This window comes from Nocardia sp. MH4, assembly GCF_019266065.1.
Taxonomy (GTDB): domain Bacteria; phylum Actinomycetota; class Actinomycetes; order Mycobacteriales; family Mycobacteriaceae; genus Nocardia; species Nocardia canadensis.
In genome coordinates this window covers 43563-63307 of the sequence record NZ_LPNR01000096.1, presented here as the reverse complement: position 1 = coordinate 63307, position 19745 = coordinate 43563, and the positions used below count along the sequence as shown (strand labels likewise).

Annotated in this window: 18 protein-coding genes; 12 read left to right on the top strand and 6 right to left on the bottom strand. The window is 69.9% G+C overall.

What is annotated here, in order from left to right; translation table 11 throughout:
* Positions 1 to 48: 48 nt before the first annotated feature.
* The 3 genes from ATM97_RS13760 to ATM97_RS13750 all read left to right on the top strand — a co-directional run bounded on the left by ATM97_RS13760 (position 49) and on the right by ATM97_RS13750 (position 3740).
* Complete coding sequence (locus tag ATM97_RS13760) at positions 49 to 855, top strand: alpha/beta fold hydrolase (protein ID WP_218718398.1); 807 nt, start codon at positions 49 to 51, stop codon at positions 853 to 855.
* Positions 856 to 879: 24 nt separating this feature from the next.
* Complete coding sequence (locus ATM97_RS13755) at positions 880 to 1875, top strand: 1-aminocyclopropane-1-carboxylate deaminase/D-cysteine desulfhydrase (protein ID WP_218718397.1); 996 nt, start codon at positions 880 to 882, stop codon at positions 1873 to 1875.
* A 185-nt stretch (positions 1876 to 2060) separates the two neighbouring features.
* Positions 2061 to 3740: a cutinase family protein gene (locus tag ATM97_RS13750; RefSeq protein ID WP_218718396.1), complete on the top strand. Its 1680-nt coding sequence runs from the start codon at positions 2061 to 2063 to the stop codon at positions 3738 to 3740.
* 59 nt (positions 3741 to 3799) lie between these two features.
* On the opposite strand, the gene ATM97_RS13745 is transcribed toward ATM97_RS13750, so the two are convergent.
* Positions 3800 to 4693, bottom strand: coding sequence for a DMT family transporter (locus ATM97_RS13745; protein ID WP_218718395.1), 894 nt, complete (start codon positions 4691 to 4693; stop codon positions 3800 to 3802).
* Between the two features lie 121 nt (positions 4694 to 4814).
* Positions 4815 to 5984, bottom strand: coding sequence for an MFS transporter (locus tag ATM97_RS13740; protein WP_218718394.1), 1170 nt, complete (start codon positions 5982 to 5984; stop codon positions 4815 to 4817).
* Between the two features lie 106 nt (positions 5985 to 6090).
* Between ATM97_RS13740 and ATM97_RS13735 the strand changes: the two genes are divergently transcribed.
* From ATM97_RS13735 to ATM97_RS13715, 5 genes are all read left to right on the top strand, one after another.
* A complete protein-coding gene (locus ATM97_RS13735; RefSeq protein WP_218718393.1) occupies positions 6091 to 6540 on the top strand; it encodes a MarR family winged helix-turn-helix transcriptional regulator in 450 nt (149 codons plus the stop codon).
* Positions 6541 to 6619: 79 nt separating this feature from the next.
* Positions 6620 to 7444: a hypothetical protein gene (locus ATM97_RS13730; protein WP_218718392.1), complete on the top strand. Its 825-nt coding sequence runs from the start codon at positions 6620 to 6622 to the stop codon at positions 7442 to 7444.
* Positions 7445 to 7678: 234 nt separating this feature from the next.
* Positions 7679 to 9037: a wax ester/triacylglycerol synthase family O-acyltransferase gene (locus ATM97_RS13725; RefSeq protein ID WP_218718391.1), complete on the top strand. Its 1359-nt coding sequence runs from the start codon at positions 7679 to 7681 to the stop codon at positions 9035 to 9037.
* Between the two features lie 44 nt (positions 9038 to 9081).
* A complete protein-coding gene (locus ATM97_RS13720) occupies positions 9082 to 10200 on the top strand; it encodes a nitronate monooxygenase family protein (protein WP_218718390.1) in 1119 nt (372 codons plus the stop codon).
* 230 nt (positions 10201 to 10430) lie between these two features.
* Positions 10431 to 11864: a threonine/serine exporter ThrE family protein gene (locus ATM97_RS13715; RefSeq protein WP_218718389.1), complete on the top strand. Its 1434-nt coding sequence runs from the start codon at positions 10431 to 10433 to the stop codon at positions 11862 to 11864.
* 10 nt (positions 11865 to 11874) lie between these two features.
* Here ATM97_RS13715 and ATM97_RS13710 read toward each other — a convergent pair whose 3' ends face one another.
* Complete coding sequence (locus ATM97_RS13710; protein WP_218718388.1) at positions 11875 to 12642, bottom strand: GntR family transcriptional regulator; 768 nt, start codon at positions 12640 to 12642, stop codon at positions 11875 to 11877.
* A 361-nt stretch (positions 12643 to 13003) separates the two neighbouring features.
* Between ATM97_RS13710 and ATM97_RS13705 the strand changes: the two genes are divergently transcribed.
* Positions 13004 to 13300: a hypothetical protein gene (locus ATM97_RS13705; RefSeq protein ID WP_218718387.1), complete on the top strand. Its 297-nt coding sequence runs from the start codon at positions 13004 to 13006 to the stop codon at positions 13298 to 13300.
* Here the strand turns inward: ATM97_RS13705 and ATM97_RS13700 are convergent.
* Positions 13266 to 15638 carry a lysylphosphatidylglycerol synthase transmembrane domain-containing protein gene (locus ATM97_RS13700; protein WP_218718386.1) on the bottom strand — a complete coding sequence of 791 codons (2373 nt, stop codon included), beginning with the start codon at positions 15636 to 15638 and terminating at the stop codon, positions 13266 to 13268. The two genes, ATM97_RS13705 and ATM97_RS13700, sit on opposite strands and share 35 nt — an antisense overlap.
* 160 nt (positions 15639 to 15798) lie before the next feature.
* Between ATM97_RS13700 and ATM97_RS13695 the strand changes: the two genes are divergently transcribed.
* On the top strand, positions 15799 to 16728 hold the full coding sequence (locus ATM97_RS13695) for an NAD(P)-dependent oxidoreductase (RefSeq protein ID WP_218718385.1): 930 nt from the start codon (positions 15799 to 15801) through the stop codon (positions 16726 to 16728).
* A 3-nt stretch (positions 16729 to 16731) separates the two neighbouring features.
* Here ATM97_RS13695 and ATM97_RS13690 read toward each other — a convergent pair whose 3' ends face one another.
* On the bottom strand, positions 16732 to 17655 hold the full coding sequence (locus ATM97_RS13690; RefSeq protein ID WP_255587703.1) for an MBL fold metallo-hydrolase: 924 nt from the start codon (positions 17653 to 17655) through the stop codon (positions 16732 to 16734).
* A 159-nt stretch (positions 17656 to 17814) separates the two neighbouring features.
* On the opposite strand from ATM97_RS13690, the gene ATM97_RS13685 reads away from it, so the two are divergent.
* The gene (locus tag ATM97_RS13685; RefSeq protein ID WP_218718383.1) at positions 17815 to 18204 is read left to right on the top strand and encodes a hypothetical protein; all 390 of its coding nucleotides are present in this window, start codon (positions 17815 to 17817) and stop codon (positions 18202 to 18204) included.
* Positions 18201 to 19331, top strand: a complete 1131-nt coding sequence (locus ATM97_RS13680) for a cation:proton antiporter (RefSeq protein ID WP_218718382.1) — start codon at positions 18201 to 18203, stop codon at positions 19329 to 19331. The genes ATM97_RS13685 and ATM97_RS13680 overlap by 4 nt, the downstream gene beginning before the upstream one ends.
* Positions 19332 to 19349: 18 nt before the next feature.
* On the opposite strand, the gene ATM97_RS13675 is transcribed toward ATM97_RS13680, so the two are convergent.
* A complete protein-coding gene (locus ATM97_RS13675) occupies positions 19350 to 19742 on the bottom strand; it encodes an RNA-binding S4 domain-containing protein (RefSeq protein ID WP_218718381.1) in 393 nt (130 codons plus the stop codon).
* Positions 19743 to 19745: the final 3 nt, after the last annotated feature.

Here is a 19745-nt window from a genome sequence, read left to right as displayed (position 1 = left end):
CGCGACAGTAGTCGCAATCACGAGCACGAGCCGAGAGGGTGATCCCGAATGACCACACGACACACCGCCCCGAACACCGCCTGGACCGGCATGGTGGCCGTCGACGATACGGCGCTGGCCGTCACCGATACCGGGGGCGACGGAATCCCGGTGCTCTACCTGAACGGGCAGTTCGCCACCCAGGGCTACTGGCGCAAGTCCATCGCCGAGCTGGGCCCCGGGTTCCGGCACATCACCTTCGACGAGCGGGCGCGTGGCAAGAAGTCGAAGCTGTCCGCCGACTACTCGTTCGAGGCCGCCGTGCGGGATGTCGACGCGGTGCTCGCGGCCAGGGGCGTGGACCGGGCACTGGTGGTGGGCTGGTCCTACGGCGCGGTCGTGGGCGCGCACTGGGCCGAACGGAATCCGGAACGGGCGATCGGCGCGGTGCTCGTCGACGGCGCGTTCCCCTACGACTGGCTCGACGACGCCATGGAGCAGCGGATCCGCACCCTGTTCAAGCGGCTGAGCTGGTTCATGCCGCTGGTGCGACCGACCGGTCTGGCCCCGCGGATGACCGCGGCCCAGCAGGCCGAGAGCAATATCGAGCTCGGCAAGCTGTCCCGCACCAGCGAGCTGAGTCCGGTACTGGACGCGATCACCGTGCCGGTGCGCTACGTGGTGGCCTCGGGCACGTCGTTCGGCAGCAAGGGTGACGAGCAGGAGAAGATCCGCAGCGGACTCGACGCGGCGATCACCCGCAACCCGAACATCCGCATCGGCGCGAAGGTGGCGAGCAACCACGGCGCCATCCTGCGCAAGGACTTCCGGGCCATCGCCGACTCGGTGCGCGAGGTCGCGGGACTCGACCGGTGACGGGCGTGATGATCTAGTCACGGTATGACCGCATTTCTGCACCAACGGTTCGGGGAGCTCCACGACACCCTGCCGCATCTGCGCCTGGGCACCGGACCGACCCCGCTGCGTCCGCTGCCTGAACTCGCCGTGGGCCGAGCCAGCTTGTGGCTCAGCGACGACGGCGAGTTCGGCGACGGCGGGTGGGGCGGGAACAAGGTGCGCAAGCTCGAGTGGCTGCTGCCCGATGCCCTGCGGCGGGGACGGCGCACGATCCTGACCGTCGGCGGGCTCGGGACGAACTGGGGTCTGGCGACCGCGCTGTACGCCGGGGAGCACGGGCTTCGCACCGCGCTGGCGCTGGTCGATCAGCCGGTCGACGACCATGTACGGACGCAGCTCGCGCGCCTCGAACGCAGCGGTGCCACCCTGCATTTCACGCACACCAAGGCACGCACGATCGCCGCGGTGCCGTACCTGCTGGCCAAGCACGCGTCGGGCGGGAAGCCGCCGTACCTGCTGCCGGCCGGTGGGTCGTCGACGGTCGGGGTGCTCGGCTATGTCGAGGCGGCGCTGGAACTCGCCGATCAGGTGGCGGCGGGGGTCGTGCCGGAGCCGACGCACATCGTCACCGCGATCGGCTCGGGCGGGACCGCCGCCGGGCTGCTGCTCGGGCTCGAGCTGGCGGGGCTGTCGACGCGGGTGGTCGGGGTGGTCGTCAACGATCAGCTCCGGCTGGACGCGAGGACACTGCTGCGCTCGGCCCGGCGGACCGAGGCGTTGCTGCGCAGACGCGGTGCGCGGCTGCCGGAGCTGACGCTGTCGGCCGACCGGTTGATCCTCGTCGAGGACCAGCTCGGCGCTGGCTACGGTCATCCCACCCCGCAGGGCGAGCGGGCGGGCGCGCTGGCCGCCGATGCCGGGCTGCACCTCGAACCCGTGTACACCGCGAAGGCGATGGCGGCGACCCTCGCGCTCGACGCCGACGGCGCGTTCGGGGACGGCGTCGTCGTGTTCCTGAATACCAACGGACCCCGCTGAGGCGACTAAGTGAACGGCCACTACCAGCGCGAAGAACGCGCCCTTGGCCGGATGCCCCCGGAAACGGGGGCACGTGATTCCTGTTCGCGCCAGTAACGATCTCGCGAGGTGGGACGACAAAGGTCGTGACAAACGGCCCGTCGGGGGGCCTGCCCACCTGTAGGTCATTCGAACGGGATCACACAATGAAACTGCGCGAGTTCCTTGCGAAACATCGCATCGCTTCGGCTGTCGCCGCACCGGCGGCGCTGGGTGTCGCGGCCATCGTCGCCGCGTCGTTCGCGGTGACGTCGCAGCCCGAGTCCCCCACCTACCAGCTCACCACCTCCGTGACCGAGTGCCGCGAGATGGTGACCATCTCGGTCGCCGGCCGCAACGACACCCCGGTCGAGGGCACGACGGCGATGCTGCTCGACGCCAACGGCAACCCGCTGCCCGCCGCGCTGTCGGGCGATCACAGCAGCGTGTGGGTCGATCCGGTGGTGAACGCGCCGCGTGACGACCTCGCCGAGGGCGAGTACGCGGCGATCTACATCGCCTACCCGGCGGACATGCGGACCTATGAGGACGCGGTCAACCAGGGCGTGGCCAACACCCAGCAGGTGATGCGCGAGATCTCCGCCGCCTGCCCGGACACCAAGTTCTCCATCGTCGGCTACAGCGAGGGCGCCGACGTCGTGCGTCGCGTCGCCGAGGGCATCGGCAACGACGACCCCACCGACGGCTACTCGGTCGTCGATCCCGACGACGTGCTCGGCGTCGTGATGTTCGCCGACGCCGGTCGCAAGGCGGGCGACGGCACCTTCATCGGCGCCGAAGACCCGTTCGCCAACCCGGACGGCTTCGATCAGAAGTACCAGAACGGCACCAAGCCCATCTCGGGCCAGGGCGTGACCACCGGCGGCGGCTTCGGCGCGCTGAACGGCAAGATCGCTTCCTTCTGCTCCGAGGGCGACCTCACCTGCGCGGCGCCGGAGAACATCTCCCTGCTGCAGCTGGCCGCCAATGTCGGTCGCCAGATCAACGTCGACGACCTGCAGCGCGACGGCCTGACCCCGGCCACCGGCCAGGACATGGCCTTCACCCTCGGCCGGATCGCGATGGCGGCCTTCTCCGACATCGCCGCCAACCCGAACTGGATGGCCAGCGACGAGACCTTCCTCGACGTGCTGCTGAAGGTGTCGGATCCGGACTACAAGCCGGGCGAGACCAAGGCGCCCGCCAAGGCCGACACCATCGCGGCCGAGCAGGTCTCGCCGCTGGCGTACCTGCCGCAGAAGGTGTTCAACGAGATCGTCGGGCTGATCGTGACGAACCAGAACACCATCCCGGTGGCGTTGAGCGACCCGTACCAGCTGACGCTGGGCCCCAACGGCACCGGTCATCACTTCGACTACTGGCGTGATTCCGACGCCGCCAACGGCAAGCCGATGACCTCGGCCGAGTACGCCGCGGCGTGGCTGACCCACCTGGCCAAGCAGGCGCAGGCGGGCGAGACGGTGGATACCAAGTCGGCGCCCACCGATGCCGATGTGACCGCCGCGCTGGCCGCGCCGACCAAGCCGGCCACGACCACCACCGCGGCGGCGGCGAGCACCACGACGTCGAAGTCGGCGACCAGCGCCGCCGAGACGACGACGCCGACCACCACCTCGCCGACCGGCACGACGACGACGCCGTCCACCACGACGCCGTCGACCACCGCGCCGTCGACCACGACGCAGGCCCAGGAACCGGTGGCCAACCAGGCCGAGGCCCCCGCGCCGAAGACCACCACCTCGGCGCCCGCGCCGACCACGACGGTGGCACCGACCACGACCGTCGCGCCGACGAGCACCACGACCACCACGGCACCGACGAACTGATCCGGGTCGAACGATCCCCGGTGGGCGGCGTTATCCGTTGCCCACCGGGGATTTTCGTGTCAGGAGGTGACTTCGGGCACCGGCGCGGGCAGCGTGTCGCGCACCCGCGTGGTGCGTCGGGTGCCGATAATCGACCCGATGACGACCAGCGGGAACCCGATCGCCATGCCGATCGTCAGCGGTTCGCCCAGCGCGGCGACGCCGAGCACGATCGCGACGGCGGGGTTGATGTAGGTGATGACGGTGGCGCGCGCCGGGCCGACCTCGGCGATGAGCGCGAAGAAGACGAGAAACGCGGTGGCCGTGCAGATCACGGCAAGGCCGAGGATCGACCAGGCGGCGTCGGCGGGGATGTGGGCGGGCCAGGACGCGGCGGTGAACGGGGTGTACACGAGCGCGGCGAGCAGCAGCGACGCCGTGACGACGCCGAGCGCGGGCAGGTCGGCCAGGGTGCGGTCGTAGATGATCGGACCGATGGCGTAGCCGACCGTGGTCACCGCGACGGCGGTCAGCGCCATCGGGTCGGTCAGGTCGAGATCCAGGCCGACCAGCGCGGCGACGCCGGCGAAGCCGATGAGCAGGCCGATCGTGCGGCGGCCGTCGAAGCGGTCGTGGCCGAGCAACGTCACGATGACGATCGCGATCAGCGGGACCGCGGCCACGAGCAGGCCGACGGTGGAGCTGTGCAGGGTCTGCTCGGCGTAGCCGAGCAGCACCCACGGACCGACGATCTCGATCGCGGTGTAGGCCAGCAGCATTCGCCAGCGGGCGAGCACGCCACGGAAGGCATTGGTATACAGGGCGATCGGCAGCAGGAGCAGTCCGCCGATCGCGGTGCGCCCGAAGGCGACGACCACCGGGTCGATGCTCTCCACCGCGATCCGGATCATCGCGTAGGGCACGCCCCAGATCACGCCGAGCGCCAGGAACAGCACCCATCCGCGCTTACTCACCGATCACCACCGTTTCCGTTCCGCGGCGAGATCCGCACTCGCCCGGGTCATCCTATGATTTGTCACGGTAGTCAGCCGAGTGGCCGGAGTGACATCTTTCGTCAACATCCGGCCACACCGACTAGACGGCCACGGACTCCCGCACCCCGGGCGCGTCGGCTCGCGTGGCCGCGATCAGCACGACCAGCCCGGTGACGGCGAATCCGGCGCCGACCCACAGCGGCGAGACCCAACCGAAGCCCGCGCCGATCGCCAGGCCCGACAGCCAGACGCCGAGGAAATTGCCGACATTGAACGCGGCGATATTCGCCGAGGACGCCAGCGTGGGCGCGTCGGCCGCATGCTCGAGCACGCGCATCTGCAGGCCGGGCGTCGCGCCGAACCCGAAGAAGCCCATGGCGGGTAGCAGCAGGATCGCGGCGATCTCGTGGTCGGCCAGCAGCGCGAACGCGACCAGCGCGAGCCCGAGGGCAACGGTGAGCGCGAGCAGGGTGCGGGTCAGCGCGCGGTCGGCCCAGCGGCCGCCGAACAGATTGCCGAAGAACAGCCCGACGCCGAAGAGCACCAGCAGCCACGGCACCACGCCGTCGGAGAATCCGGTGACCCGGGTCAGCAGCGGTTCGATGTACATGAAGGCGCCGAACATGCCGCCGAAGACGAGCACGGTCATCGCCAGCGAGTACCAGACCTGGGTGTTGCCGAACACCGACAGCTCGGCGCGCAGGTTCGGCCGGGCGCTCGACGCGGGCGCGTCCGGAACGAGGGCGGTGATGCCCGCCAGCGCGACCAGTCCGACGACGGTGATCACCGCGAACGTGGCCCGCCAGCCCCACTGCTGACCGATGAAGGTGCCCAGCGGAACGCCGAGGACATTGGCGATGGTGAGCCCGCCGAACATGATCGAGATGGCGCCCGCCTTCTTCTCCGGCGCCACCAGCGAGGCCGCCAGGACCGCGCCGATGCCGAAGAACGCGCCGTGCGCCAGGGCCGCCAGCACGCGTCCGCCGAGCAACGCCGCGTACCCGGGCGCCAGCGCCGAGGCGGCGTTGCCCACCGTGAACAGCACCATGAGCAGCTGCAATGCCCGCTTGGGCTGCCAGCGATTGACCACCGGGGTGAGCGCCAGCGCGCCGACGACGACGGCCAGCGCGTAACCGGAGATGAGATAGCCGGCGGTCGGCACGGAGACGCCCATGTCGGCGGCCACCGCCGAGAGCAGACCGGCGATGACGAACTCGGTGAGTCCGATGCCGAAGCCCCCGAGCGCGAGGGCGATGAGACCGAGTGGCATGTGAGCGCTTCCTTCCGTTCTACGCCGATAACACGCGTGTGCAACTAACGCTAGGCGACGATAGTTGCACACGCGCTCTATTGCAACCGCCAGCTATACTCGGCGCATGGGTATTGCGGATGACGCCGTCGAGGTGCGGGCGACCGGCTGGCGCACCCTGGCCGCGCTGCACGGGCACATCGAGACCGCACTCGAGCGCGAGCTGGTGCGCGAGCACGCACTGTCGGTCGTCGAATTCACGGTGCTCGACGCCCTGGCCCGCCAGGACGGCTGGCACATGCGCATCTCGCAGCTGGCCCGCGCGGCGGCGCTGTCGGCCAGCGCGACGACCCGGCTGGTGAACCGGCTCGAGGATCGCGGGTTCCTGGTCCGGGTGTTGTGCGCGGACGACCGGCGCGGCATCTACACCGAGCTCACCGAAACCGGCAGGGCCGCCTACGAAAAGGCGCGTCCCACGCACGATCGGGTACTGGAACAAGCGCTTTCGGACGCCGAGCAGATCCCCGAACTGGCGCCGCTCGTCGGCTTCCTGCACCGCGTTCCCACGTCCCGCTGACCGCGACACTCCGTACGACATCGCCAGGCAACGCGCCGATCATGATGACTGCGCGGTGCCTCGGTGCAATGATCGGCTGGTGACTCAGTGGCTCCCACTCCTCGGTTCGCTCGTCGTCGCCGCCGCAGTTCTGGTCGGTGTCATCGCCAACAACCGCACCCACCGCGAGGGCATCGCGGCGGCCGACGAGCGCGGCAGGCAGGCACTCGACGCCGCGCAGCGCAATGTCGAGCTGTCGAACATGGTGGGTGACCAGCGCGATCACGAGGCGTGGCGCCGGGAGGCGGTGCTCGCGGCGGTCGCCTCGATCCTCGAGACCTCGGCCTCGGTGCGCGCCGATCTGACCAGCTGCGGGGAGTGGGACCTCGTCACCACGGAGGAGATCGACAGCGTCGGCGCCCAGATCCACAAGGTGATCTGGGATCGCCCCAACGGCATGCTGACCCGGCTGCGGGTCGTTGCGCACCGCCGGATCCCGAACAAGTGCGAAGACCTGCTCCGCACCCTCACCGCCGCCCAGCACATCACCATGCAGCGACTGAAGCTGCACATCGACGTGGAGGCCACGGTCGAGGAGCTCGAGGAGATGGCGTCGCTGTGGCAGAAGGCCATGCGGCACGCGGCCGAGCAGGAGCGGGCACTGGTGGAGACCACCAGGATCGAACTGGGCATCGACATCGCCACCACGAAAGGCCCTGCCGTCGCGCCGGTTCCGGCGCCCGAGCCGCAGGCGCCCGAGCCGGTCGCGGAGCAGGTCGCCGAGCCGGTCGCCGAAACTCCCGTCGAGGAAACGGGTTTCGAGCCGGCGGTCGAGCACCAGACCGCCGAGCTGCGCATCGCCGACCTCGCCGACCTCACCGACGCCACGGTCGAGACGCGTCAGGCCGCGCCCGCCCAGGTCTGACCCCCTAGCGCGGCATCGGTGCCCCTGCGCCTGATCCGCTCGAGCATCCCGTCTGGTTCGCGGAACGCGCCTCCGAGGTCGGGTAGTACGGCGGTGTGGTCGTTCACCTGACGCGAGCGGGGTGAGCCGGGTAGCTTGGAAAGCGGCATGTGATGCGTCACCGTGCCGACCCGACAGCGTGGTCGATCGTCTACAGACTTGCACCGAACCACTCTCGTCAGGGGGCGATCTGTTATGGAGTTCATCGCGCCGTTGGATGCGCTGTTCCTGCTCGCGGAATCCCGTGAGCACCCGATGCACGTGGGCTCACTGCAATTGTTCGAGCCGCCCGAGGACGCGGGCCCGGACTATCTGCGCGAGTTCCGCGATATCCTGCTCGCCGACAAAACCTTCCGGCCCACCTTCCGCAAGCGCCCCGCCACCTGGCTCGGCGCACCCCAGCTGGCCTGGACCCAGGACGACGACGTCGACCTGGACTTCCACCTACAGCGCAGCGCGCTACCGGCGCCGGGGCGGATCGGGCAGCTGCTCGACCACGCCTCGACCCTGCACAGCGCCCTGCTCGACCGGCATCGCCCGATGTGGGAGATGCATTTCGTCGAGGGCCTGGCCGACGGCCGGTTCGCGCTCTACTCGAAGATGCACCACTCGCTGATCGACGGTGTCTCCGCGCAGCGTCTACTGCGGCGCACGCTCACCACCGACCCGTTCGCGACCGAGATCAAGACGCCGTGGAACCTCCCGCGCAAGCAGCGTCCGGACGCGCCGCGCGAACAGCGCTCCCGGCTGGGCGGACTGCTCGGCGGCCTCGGCGCGGCGAGTTCCTCGACCGCCGCGCTGATGCGGGCGACCCGCACCGGGCTGCTCCAGCAGCAGTTGACGCTGCCGTTCGAGGCGCCACGCACGCTGTTCAACGTGCCGATCGGCGGCGCCCGCAAATGCGCGGTGCGCACCTGGTCGATGGACCGCGTCAAGCAGGTGAAGAAGGCGACCGGCACCACCGTCAACGATGTGGTGCTGGCGATGTCGGCGGGCGCGCTGCGCGCCTACCTGCTCGAACACGACGCGCTGCCGGACAAGCCGATGATCGCGATGGTGCCGATGTCGCTGCGCGACGAGGACGACACCGACACCCAGGGCGTGAAGATCGCGGCCCTGCTGTGCAATCTGGGCACCGACATCGCCGATCCACTGGAGCGGCTGCGGGTGGTGAGCGAGTCGACCCGGCGCAACAAGGAGGTCTACCGCTCGCTGACGCCCGCGCAGACGCTCGCCGTCGCCGGGGTGATGCTGAGCCCGATGGCGGCGATGCTGCTGCCCGGCTTCGCCTCGATGGCGACGCCGCCGTTCAACATCGTCATCTCGAATGTGCCGGGCGCGCGGGAGCCGCTGTATTGGAACGGCGCGCGACTGGACGCGAGCTACCCGCTGTCCATTCCGCTGGACGGCCAGGCCGTGAACATCACCCTCACCTCGAATGGCGACAACCTCGATTTCGGCCTGGTCGGCTGCCGACGCACCCTGCCCGACCTGCATCGACTGCTCGATCACCTGGAGGATTCGCTGACCGAACTGGAGGACGCGGCCGCCTGAAAATTGCCCCTTATCGGGCAAACTAGAACGTGTTACAGTTCGGTATGCGTACCGAATTCTGCGAACAACTCGGCATCGAGTTCCCCATCTTCGCCTTCACTCACTGCCGCGACGTCGTGGCTGCGGTGAGCAACGCGGGCGGACTCGGCGTGCTCGGCGCCGTCGGCTTCACCGCCGAACAGCTCGAAGTGGAGCTGGCCTGGCTCGATGAGCACGTCAACGGCATCTACGGCGTCGACCTGGTGATCCCGTCGAAGTACGAGGGCAAGGGCGTGGAGGGCCTGACCCCCGAGCAGCTGGAAAAGCAGCTGGCGCAGATGGTTCCGCAGGGCCATCGCGACTTCGCCCAGAAGATCCTGGCCGACCACGGCGTACCCGCGCTGCCCGACGGTGAGCACCACAACGAGCTGCTCGGCTGGACCGCGACCACCGCGGGCCCGCAGGTCGACGTGATCCTGAACCACCCGAAGGCCAAGCTGGTCGCCAACGCCCTCGGCACCCCGCCCGAGGACGTCGTCAAGCGCATCCAGGACTCCGGCCGGGTGATCGGCGCGCTCTGCGGGTCGGTCAAGCACGCGATGAACCACAAGGCGGCCGGGCTGGACTTCGTGGTCTGCCAGGGCACCGAGGGCGGCGGGCACTGCGGCGAGGTGTCCTCGCTGGTGCTGTGGCCGCAGGTCATCGAGGCCATCGGCGATACGCCGGTGCTGGCCGCGGGCGGCATCGGCAACGGCGCGCAGGTCGCGGCGGCGCTGGCGATGGGCGCGGCGGGCGCGTGGACCGGCTCGCTGTGGCTGACCGTCGAGGAGGCCAATGTGCCGCCCGCGCAGATGGACACCTACCTCGACGCCACCAGCCACGACACCATCCGTTCGCGCTCCTGGACCGGCAAGCCCTGCCGCATGCTGCGCAACGACTGGACCGACGCGTGGGAGGACACCGAGAACCCCGACCCGCTGCCGATGCCGCTGCAGATGATGGTGGCCCTCGACGGTGTGAAGCGCGGCCACCGCTACCCCGAGGCGGCCAAGGACGTGAACTTCAACCCGGTCGGCCAGGTCGTCGGCATGATGAACAAGATCGAGCGCAGTGCCGACGTGGTCAACCGGCTCGTCGAGGAGTACGTCACCGCCTGCGACCGGCTGACCAAGCTCAACGGCTGAGCGACGGGGCTCGGGTAGCCTTCCAGCTACCGGTCTACCCGGCCCCGATGAACCCGGTCCGCACGCCCCGACCTCGCGGAGGGGCAGGCCGCGAAGCGGCCGTCGCGGCCGTCTCGCCGATCAGGTGCCGTTACGCAAGCGATGCAGGAGCAAGCGACGGCATCTGATCGGCGAGACCCAGGGGCCGCGACTCGAGCGCGCCAGCGCTCCGAAAACACTGCGGCGGTGACATGGCTTCGGACGGCAAGAGCTCTTCCTGGGCAGCGACGCGGCGCCGGGTCACCCGCGCCATCGCCCGGGTGCGGGCCGACTACATCGCCGGCCCGCCCGCGCCGCCGCGTCCGGCCGACCCGCCGGTACCCGCCGACCTGCTGAATCTGCTGTGCCGCATCGGCGTGGCACTCGTCGGCGCCAGCGAGACTTCGGCACGCGTGCAGGAGATCCTGGACAAACTGTCCAAGCGCTACGGCACCGACAACATCCACTTCATGGTCCTGCCCACCGCGGTGTTCGTGCGCGTGCGCACCCCGGACGGGTCCGCGATCGACATGCTCGACGCCTCGGTCGGCACGCTGCCGCTGGACCAGATCGCGGGGCTCTACCGGCTCATCGACCACATCGAGGCGGACGCGCCGCCGCCGACGGAAGCGTCGAAGGAGCTCGACGCGATCCTGTCGGCCGAACCGGGCAGCCCGCCGTGGCTGATCCTGCTCGGCCAGGTGGTGCTGACCGTCGGGCTGGGGATGATGCTCAATCCGGCGGCCAGGGCGCTGGTGGGCTATGTGGTGCTCGGGCTCGTCGTCGGCGCGCTGACCCAGCTCGCCGATAAGGTGCGGCTGCTGTCGCTGGCACTGCCGGTGGTCGCGGCGGCGCTGGTCGCGGTGCTGGCGTTCGGCTTTCCCGGCACGCTGTCGGGTGGTCAGCCGACCCAGCTGGTGATCCCGGCGATCGCCACGCTGCTGCCGGGCGCGATGCTCACCAACGGCACGATCGAGCTGGCGACCGGGTCGATGGTCGCGGGCGCGAGCCGGGTGGTCTACGGCATCAACATGCTGTTCCTGCTCGCCCTCGGTCTCTACGTGGGCATCAGCCTGCTGGGACCGCTGTCGAATCCGGCGGTGAGCCAGGCCCAGCTGGGCTGGTGGGCGCCGGTGATCGGGGTGCTGCTGATCGGGTTCGGACACTCCTGGCGATCGAGCGCGCCGCAGAACTCGGTGGGGTGGCTGCTGCTGGTCCTCTACGTCACCTACCTGGCGCAGTTCGTCGGTAAGACGCTGTCGGGGCCGCTGACCGGCGCGTTCCTCGGTGGTCTCATCGCGGTGCCCGCCGCGTATCTGATCCAGGGCCGCAAGCACGCCCCGCCGCGGCAGGTGGCCTTCCTGCCCGCGTTCTGGATGCTGGTGCCGGGCGGCATCAGCCTGACCGGGATCTCCGAGGTGGTTCTGCACACCACCGGCACCACGGCGGCGAGCGGACTCGAGGTGGTGGTGTCGGCGCTGCTGTCGGTGATGTCGATCGCGCTCGGGGTGATGGTCGGCTCCGGCCTGTCCTCGACGCGGACACCGCATGTCGGCCCCATCATCGATTCGATGCTGCCGCAGGGCCATCACCTGCCGTGGTATCACCAGGTGGAGACCACCAAGCCCGCCGACCCAGACAGCTGAGACGATGCGGTCAGGCGGTCGCGGCCGTGGTTTCGATCGGCGTCGCGCCGACGAGTTCGTCGAAGCGGGCGATGACCTTCTGGTGGTAGAGCGCGAACAGGTCCTCGAACAGGGCCAGTTGCGCCTCGGACGGGCCCGAGTCGGCGTCCCACACCGCTAGCAGCGCGCGCCAGACGAGCACGTGCAGATCGGCGGCGACGGCGAAGTAGGCGGCGACCGCCTCGGGCACCTCGGTGACCATGTCGGCGACCGAATTCAGCACGGCGCGTTGCATGCTCATCCCGAGCACGCCCAGCAACTTGCGCACCAGCGCGATCTCGGCGGTGATGATCCGGACGTGGTCGGGCACGCTCTGCCGGGCCATCGCCTCGAGCTCGTCGACGGCGGCGGCGAGCTCCGCCGAATCGAGCACCTTCTCGGCGGCGGTGTAGCCGAGCAACGCCTCGAGCACGATGCCGCGCTCCACCTCGACGATGTCGGTGAACATCTCGGCGGCGACGGCGGGCGCGGTGACGGAGAACCGGAACAGATGCCGATAGACATCCATGCCGCCCTCTTCCCTGACGTCACGGATGGTGAAACCTTTGCCGCGCCGGGCCTCGACGAAGCCGTAGGACTCCAGCCTGCCGAGGGTGAGTTGCGCGGTGGCCCGGTTCATCCCGAATTCGTCGGCGACCTGGCGGACCGACGGCATCAGTTCGCCGGGCCGGTATTCGCCGGTCGCGACCCGGCGCGCCAATTCGTCGGCGACGTCGGCGACCACCGTCCGGGATCCCATCGAAACAACACCTCTCGGTCATCATCCGGCTACGTCCCAGACAGTTTATGCGCTCGAACCGCACCCCGCACGCACCCGCGACGGCTGTGGGGCGGTTCACGTCGGGCGGCCGATCGCTGGGCGGAACCGACCGTACGGACTTCTCGGCAAGCCACGGGCAACTCCCGGAATGTCCGGTAGCACGCGAGTCGAACGGGGAAAACATAGCGGGGAACGCGTCCGTGTGGATCAGACAGCATTGCGCGCCACCATGATTGAATACGCGAGCAACGGGGGAGCTAAACATTCACCTGGAGGTTGGCGTGCAAACCACTCGGCTCGCGGCGGGCGCCGTCGCCGGACTCGTCGTGATCGCGGGTCTTTGACCGGCACCTCGATCGCACCGCTGCCGCCGCCGAGCCCGACCCACCCGCCCGCGCCGGAGCCGCCCCCGCTCGCCGACGTGAACTGCGGTCCGGTCACCGGCGGCAACGGCGGCACCGCCGATGTCATCGCCTTCGCCTCCGACGCGGGCAGGCCGGGCTGTACCGAGGCCGTCAACGTGGTCGCCGACTACCTCGGCACCCCGCGCACCGGCGACGCCGCCGCCGTCGACGGCTGGACCTGCGCGCCGACTGAGCGCCTCAGATCATCTGCTTCTCGCCCATCCAGCGCATGATCGGCCAGCCGAGGGCGACGGGAATCCAGCAGGTCAGCACGCGATAGAGCAGCACGGCGGGCACCGCGATCTCGGCCGGAACACCGAAGGCGGCCAGACCACCGATCAACGCGGCCTCGACCGCGCCGACGCCACCCGGGGTCGGCGCGGCCGAGGCCAGCGTGCCGCCGATCATGGTGACGATGGTGACCGCGACGAAATCGGTACCACCGCCGAAGGCTTCGACACTGACCCACAGCGCCAGCGCCTGCCCGAGGGTGATCGCGCCGCATCCGCCGACGATCATCGAGAACCGGATGGGATCGCGGGCCAGGTCGACGAGTTCGCCGAGAACCTCCTTGAGCTGCGGGCGCACCGAGTGATTCACCCAGCGGCGCAGTTTCGGCACGAACATGAACGCGCCGATCAGGCCGACACCGACACCCGCGGCCAGGTACAGCACGGTCGCGTCCGGCACGATGTGCGCGAGATTGGTGGAGGTGCCCGCCACCACGCTGAACACGACGAGCAGCACCAGGTGCGTGATCACCTGCACCGATTGCTGCAGCGCCACCGCCGCGGTCGCGCGCATGGTCGTCATCCCGGCCTGTTGCAGGAAGCGCACGCTCAGCGCCAAACCGCCGACGCCCGCCGGCGTGGTGGTGGCGACGAAGGTATTGGCCAGCTGCTCCAGGAACAGATCGCGGAACCGGACGATCCAGTCCGCGCAGGCACCGAGCGCGGCGGCCGCGCCCACATACGTCAGTGCCGAGATCACCAAGCCGAGCAGCGCCCACCACCAGTTCAGCGTGCGCAGCTGACTGAAGAAGGTCGGCACCTGGCTGAAGAACGGATACGCCACGTAGACCAGGGCGAACAGCAATACCAGCTGAATGAGCTGATTGCGGGTGAAGCGGGTGAGCTGTTCGGGATGGATGCGGTCGTGCCCGGTCTGCTCGCGGACCTCCTCGCGCGCGGTCGCCAGGACCTTGGTCCACTGCGGCACCGACTTGCGGATGCCGGTCGGCATGGCCGATTTGGTGAGCCGCCGGGCCGCGGTGACCACCGCGCTCTCGCCGAGCACCTCGATCGCCGCCGACACCGCCTCGTGCTTGCCGTAGAGCGAGGTCGTCGAGACCAGCAGCTGGGCGATGTCGGTCTGGCGCTGCGCGTCGGCCGCGCCGAACTCGGCGAAGGCGAAACCGCCGAACAGGGTGTCGCCCTGGTGGACTCGCACGTAGTCGGGTTGCAGGTCGCCCATGCTGATCTGGTTCTCGTGCAGGCGCAGCAGCGTCCGCCACACTCCGGGCAGCACCTGCGCGGACAGCTTGCGGATCGGGGTGCCGCGGGGAACGGTGTGCGCGTACAGCATCCAGCCACGGTCCAGGCCGGCGACCGCGACCTGATGACTGTCGGCCATGCCGAGGTCGCCGATGGCGATGCCCATCAGCGCCCGGTGTTCCACCGCGCGGTGCATCGAACCGTGCAGCGGCGCGGTCTCGCTGGAGCGGAAGGTGATCCAGCGCCACAGCTGCCGGATCGCGCCGAAGCTGCGCTGATCGCGGCCGTACAGCTCGACGACGATCTCGGACTCGGGTCCGTCGACGTCGGTCGCCAGCAGCAGCGGACCGCGTCCGGCGGGCCGGTCGACCCGGAAGGCCCGCACCGTATAGCCGCGCCGAGCCAGCACCCGCACCGCCGCTTCCAGCGGCACCTCCAGCGCCGGGGTGCCGACCAGCCAGACGATCACCGCGCCGACCAGCCAGCCGACCACCAGCCCGAGCATGGCCCGCGCGGGCACCACCGAGCTGACGACCAGATGGATGGGCGCGAACATCAACAGCAGAAACCACATCCACCGCCGCGGCCGCGGCGGCAGCCACGGACTGGAGACGGTGAGCATCGCCGCGAGCATCGCGATCCAGCGTGGGTCGTCGAGGAACTGCGAGAGGAAGGTGTCGAAGCGATCCGGTGCGGGCAGATGCCATTTCGGGGTGGAGATGCCCGCGCCGGTGATCGAGAGCGCCAGGACTGCGAGCAGACCGGCCGCGGCGTAGCCCGCCAGCAGCTTCCACTGCCTGCGCAAGACCAGCTCGATCAGGATCGCGAACGGCAGCGCGAGGATGAGCATGCCGTAGACCAGATACACCAGGGTGGACTGGTCCGGGCTGAGGAAGTCGACGATCTTGGACACCGACCGTTCCAGCGCCAACCACTCCGGCCTGGTGATCAGCGAGCCCGCGACCACCACACCCACCCCGATCGCCGCCAGCACGACCCGGATGATGTCGCTGGTACGCCGGATCAGCGGCTGCAGGAGACTTCCCGTGACCGGGATCTCCCGACCGTCGACTCGCATGAGCCGCACGATACACACCGACACGCCGTCGACCCGCCGTGACATCGGCCCAATTCCCGGCCACCGTACACCGGGTGAAGCCCATCACAGACCGTCACATCGCACCGGCTCGATCCGTCCAGGAAGCAGGGAAACACTCACTCCGCCGGAAGGAACTCCCATGCAGGTTCTGCTCGCAGGCGCCACCGGCGCCATCGGCCGTCCACTGATCCGCGCGCTGACCGCGAACGGGCACCGCGTGTCGGCCATCGTGCGCAGCCCCGACGCCCATCCGCTGGTGCGCGAGCTCGGCGCCGACCCGGTCACCGCCGACGTGCTCGATCGCGACGGGCTGCTGCGCGCGCTCGACGGCACCGCGTTCGACGCCGTCATCCACGAGGCGACCGCGCTGCGCGATGCCAAGGTGCAGCGCCGGATTCCGGCCGATGACCCGACCGGCCTGCTGCGCACCGTCGGCACCGCCAATCTGCTGGCCGCGGCCGAGCTGGTCGGCGCGGGCCGCTTCGTCACCCAGTCGCTGATCCTCGGCTACGGCTACCTCGATCACGGCGACCGGCCGCTGACCGAGCGCGATCCGTTCGGGGTGTACACCGGTGGCGTCGCCGACGAGGTGGTGCGCGCGACCGTCGCGGGCGAGCAGCAGGTGTTCGAGGCGCCGGGCGTCGACGGCATCGCGCTGCGGTACGGGCTGTTCTACGGGCCGGGCGCGTTCAGCGACCTGTTCGCCGACATGATGCGCAAGCACGCGCCGGTCGGCCCGCTAGGTGCCGGCGGGATGAACAGCTGGATCCATGTCGAGGACGCCGCCGCGGCGACGGTCGCCGCGCTCGACCGCGGTACGCCGGGCAGCGCCTACAACCTGGCCGACGACACCCCGATCACCTGGCGCGAGTTCTTCGCCGAGGTGGCCCGCAGCCACGGCACACCCCGGCCGATCCGGCTGCCCGCGTGGATGATCCGGCTGGCCGTGCCCTATATCGGCGCGCTGATGGCGGACACATCGATGCGGATCTCGAGCGCGCTGGCGCACGCGGAGCTGGACTGGCGGCCGCGCTATGCGAGCGTGGCCGAGGGGCTGGCCGCGCGCTGAGGCTCAGTGCGGGGCGCGGGCGGTGACGGCGGCGCGATCGTGGCCGGGGATCAGCTCGATCTCCTCGGGCAGCGCGTGCAGCCGGTGCACCGTCTCGAAGGCGGTATCGCGATCGTCGTCGACGAGGTCGCCGGGCAGCGGGGCCTTCTCGCGCAGCAACTCCACCTGCAGCGTGCTCCACACCGCGTCGCCCGCGAGCAGCACCCGCGAGCCGTCGTCGACGGCGAGCAGCACGCCGATGCTGCCAGGCGTGTGCCCGGGCAGGTCGACCAGCACGACCGAGCCGTCACCGAACAGGTCGTGGCTGCGGGTGAAGGTGAGCACCGGCGGTCCGTCGAGGTCGTAGAGGTCGAATACGCGTCCACGCAGGGGGCCACGGGCGACACCCAGCGGGGCGCGCGATCCGCCCATCGCCCAGCGGTATTCGACGCCGGGCACCCGGATCGGCACCCAGCCGGGCAGCTCGTAGAGCCCGGCGACGTGGTCCCAGTGCAGGTGCGTCGGCAGCACGAAATCGATGTCGGCGCCGGTCAGGTCGTGGGCGGCGAGGACTTCGCTCAAGCCGCGCACCGGCTGGCCGGGGGCCACGAGCAGCGGGACGGGGAACGGCAGTTCGGGCAGCACTCGCTCGTGCACGCCCGCGCAGATCGCCGGGTCGACCAGGAAGGTGGCCGACGGGTGGCGCACCAGGAAGGTCGACATGGTCAGCGGCGTCGACCGCAGCGTCCGCACGCCCTCGGCGACGATCGCTGTCGGCGCGGACATCTCGGCCTGGACCAGCGCGGTGAGCGAGACCGTCGCGCGCGCGGGCGGCAACGGCGCCGATTCCAGCGCGGCCAGGAACGCGGTGTCGGCGGCGCGCGGCCACAGCAGCCGCGGAACCGTCGCGACGACAGCGACACAGCAGGCGAGAAGCGTCGATAACATCGTGCTGCGCTCACCCATAGGTGCCACCGTAGGCGATAGCCCACACCCCGACCACCGCGTACTTTTCGGGGCCCGCCGCCCGGATACCGATCGCGCAAACAAACGACAACATCCAGCGACTCTCCCGCTAACCCGGCCGCAGCGGCGGATGATGATTCGATGGCAGACCAAATCATCCAGGTGCAATGGAAGGCCACCCCGGAGGAACACGACTACCCGGCCGCCGCCGACTATCTCGAACTGCTCGGCGACGCGACGGTGGTCGAGGCGATCGTCGCCGACCTCCGCAGCGCACCGGTGGTCGTGAAGAAGGCGAAAGACATCCTGCGCGCCTCCCAGCTCGAGGCCCTGACCCCGGACAATCCCCACGTGCGCAAGGACCTGCTCAAGATCAACGAGGGCAAGAAGCTCTCGCCGATCCTGCTGGTCCGCGGCGACTGCCGCAAGAACGTGCCGATGCTGATCGCCGACGGGTACCACCGGGTCTGCGCGCTCTACTTCGCCGACGAGAACGCCGAGATCCCCGCCAAGATCGCCGCGATGCCGTGACCTTCGCGACCCTGGCGCTGATCGTCGCGCTCGGGGTGATCGGACCACTGCTCGCCCTGCCCAAGCGGCTGCATCTGCCGGTCATCCTGGGTGAGCTGCTGGCCGGGGTCGTCTTCGGTACGACCGGGTTGCGAATCCTCGACGCGAGCGATCCGATCTTCGTGTTCCTGGCCGACATGGGTTTCGCGCTGGTGATGTTCGCGGCGGGTACGCACGTGCCGGTGCGCGATCCCGCCGTGCGCGGCGCGCTCGGCGCGGGCGCGCTGCGAGCGGTGCTGGTCGGCGTCGTCGCCGCGGGCGGGGGCTGGGGCGTGTCACAGGCCTTCGGCATGGGCCACACGGGGATCTACGCGGTGCTGATGGCGTCGTCCTCGGCGGCGATGGCGTTGCCGATCATCGACTCGCTGCGCTTGAGCGGACCGCCGGTGCTCGCGCTCACCGCGCAGGTCGCCATCGCCGACACCGCCTGCATCGTCGCGTTGCCCCTGGTCATCGATCCGGACAACGCGCTGCGGGCCGCGATCGGCGCGGTGGTCGTCGCGGCCTGCGCCGGCGTGATGTTCCTGATCCTGCGGTATCTGGAGAAGACCGGCGCGCGCCGGCAGGTGCACGAGGTGTCCGAGGAACGCAAGTTCACCCTCGAGCTGCGGGTGAGCCTGGTGCTGGTCTTCCTGCTGTGCGGCGTGGCCAGCTCGATGCATGTGTCGATCATGCTCGGCGGCTTCGCGGCCGGGCTGGCGGTGGCGGGGATCGGCGAGCCCCGGCGCGTGGCCAAGCAGGTATTCGCGATCAGTGACGGGCTGCTGGCGCCACTGTTCTTCGTCTGGCTGGGAGCCCGACTCGACCTGCGCGAACTCGGCGCGCATCCGCAGTTCATCCTGCTCGGCCTGACCCTCGGCGTCGGCGCGGTCGTCGCGCACTGGACCACGCGGGTGCTGGGTCAGCCGCTGTCGTACGGGACGCTGGCGGCGGCACAGATCGGGGTGCCGGTCGCCGCGGTGACGGTGGGCAGTCAGCTGGGCATGCTCGTGCCGGGCGAGGGTTCGGCGATCATGCTGGCCACCCTGTGCACGATCGGGATCGCGACGATCGCGTCGAGCAGACTGGCGGCGAAGGTATCGACCTAGCGCGTGGTCAGAGCTGCGCTAGTCGGTGCGGCCCATCAGTCGATCCGTTTCGCGGCGTTCCCGTTTGGTCGGCCTGCCCGCACCGCGATCGCGCTGCGGGATCGAGGCGAGGACTTCCTTCGGCGGTGGCGGCGGGCTGCGATCGATCATGCACTGCGCGGCGATCGGTGGCCCGACGCGCTTGTGGATGATCCGCTCGACGACGACGATGCGTTCGAGGCCCGCGTGCTTGATCCGGATCTCGTCACCGATCCGCACCTGCTGCGCGGGTTTGACGGTGACACCGTTGATTCGCACATGCCCGGCGCGGCAGGCTTCCGCCGCGGCCGAGCGCGTCTTGAACAAGCGCACCGCCCAGATCCACGAGTCGACGCGTGCCTGGGTGACGGAGCGTTGTTCCGCGGGGGTCACCCC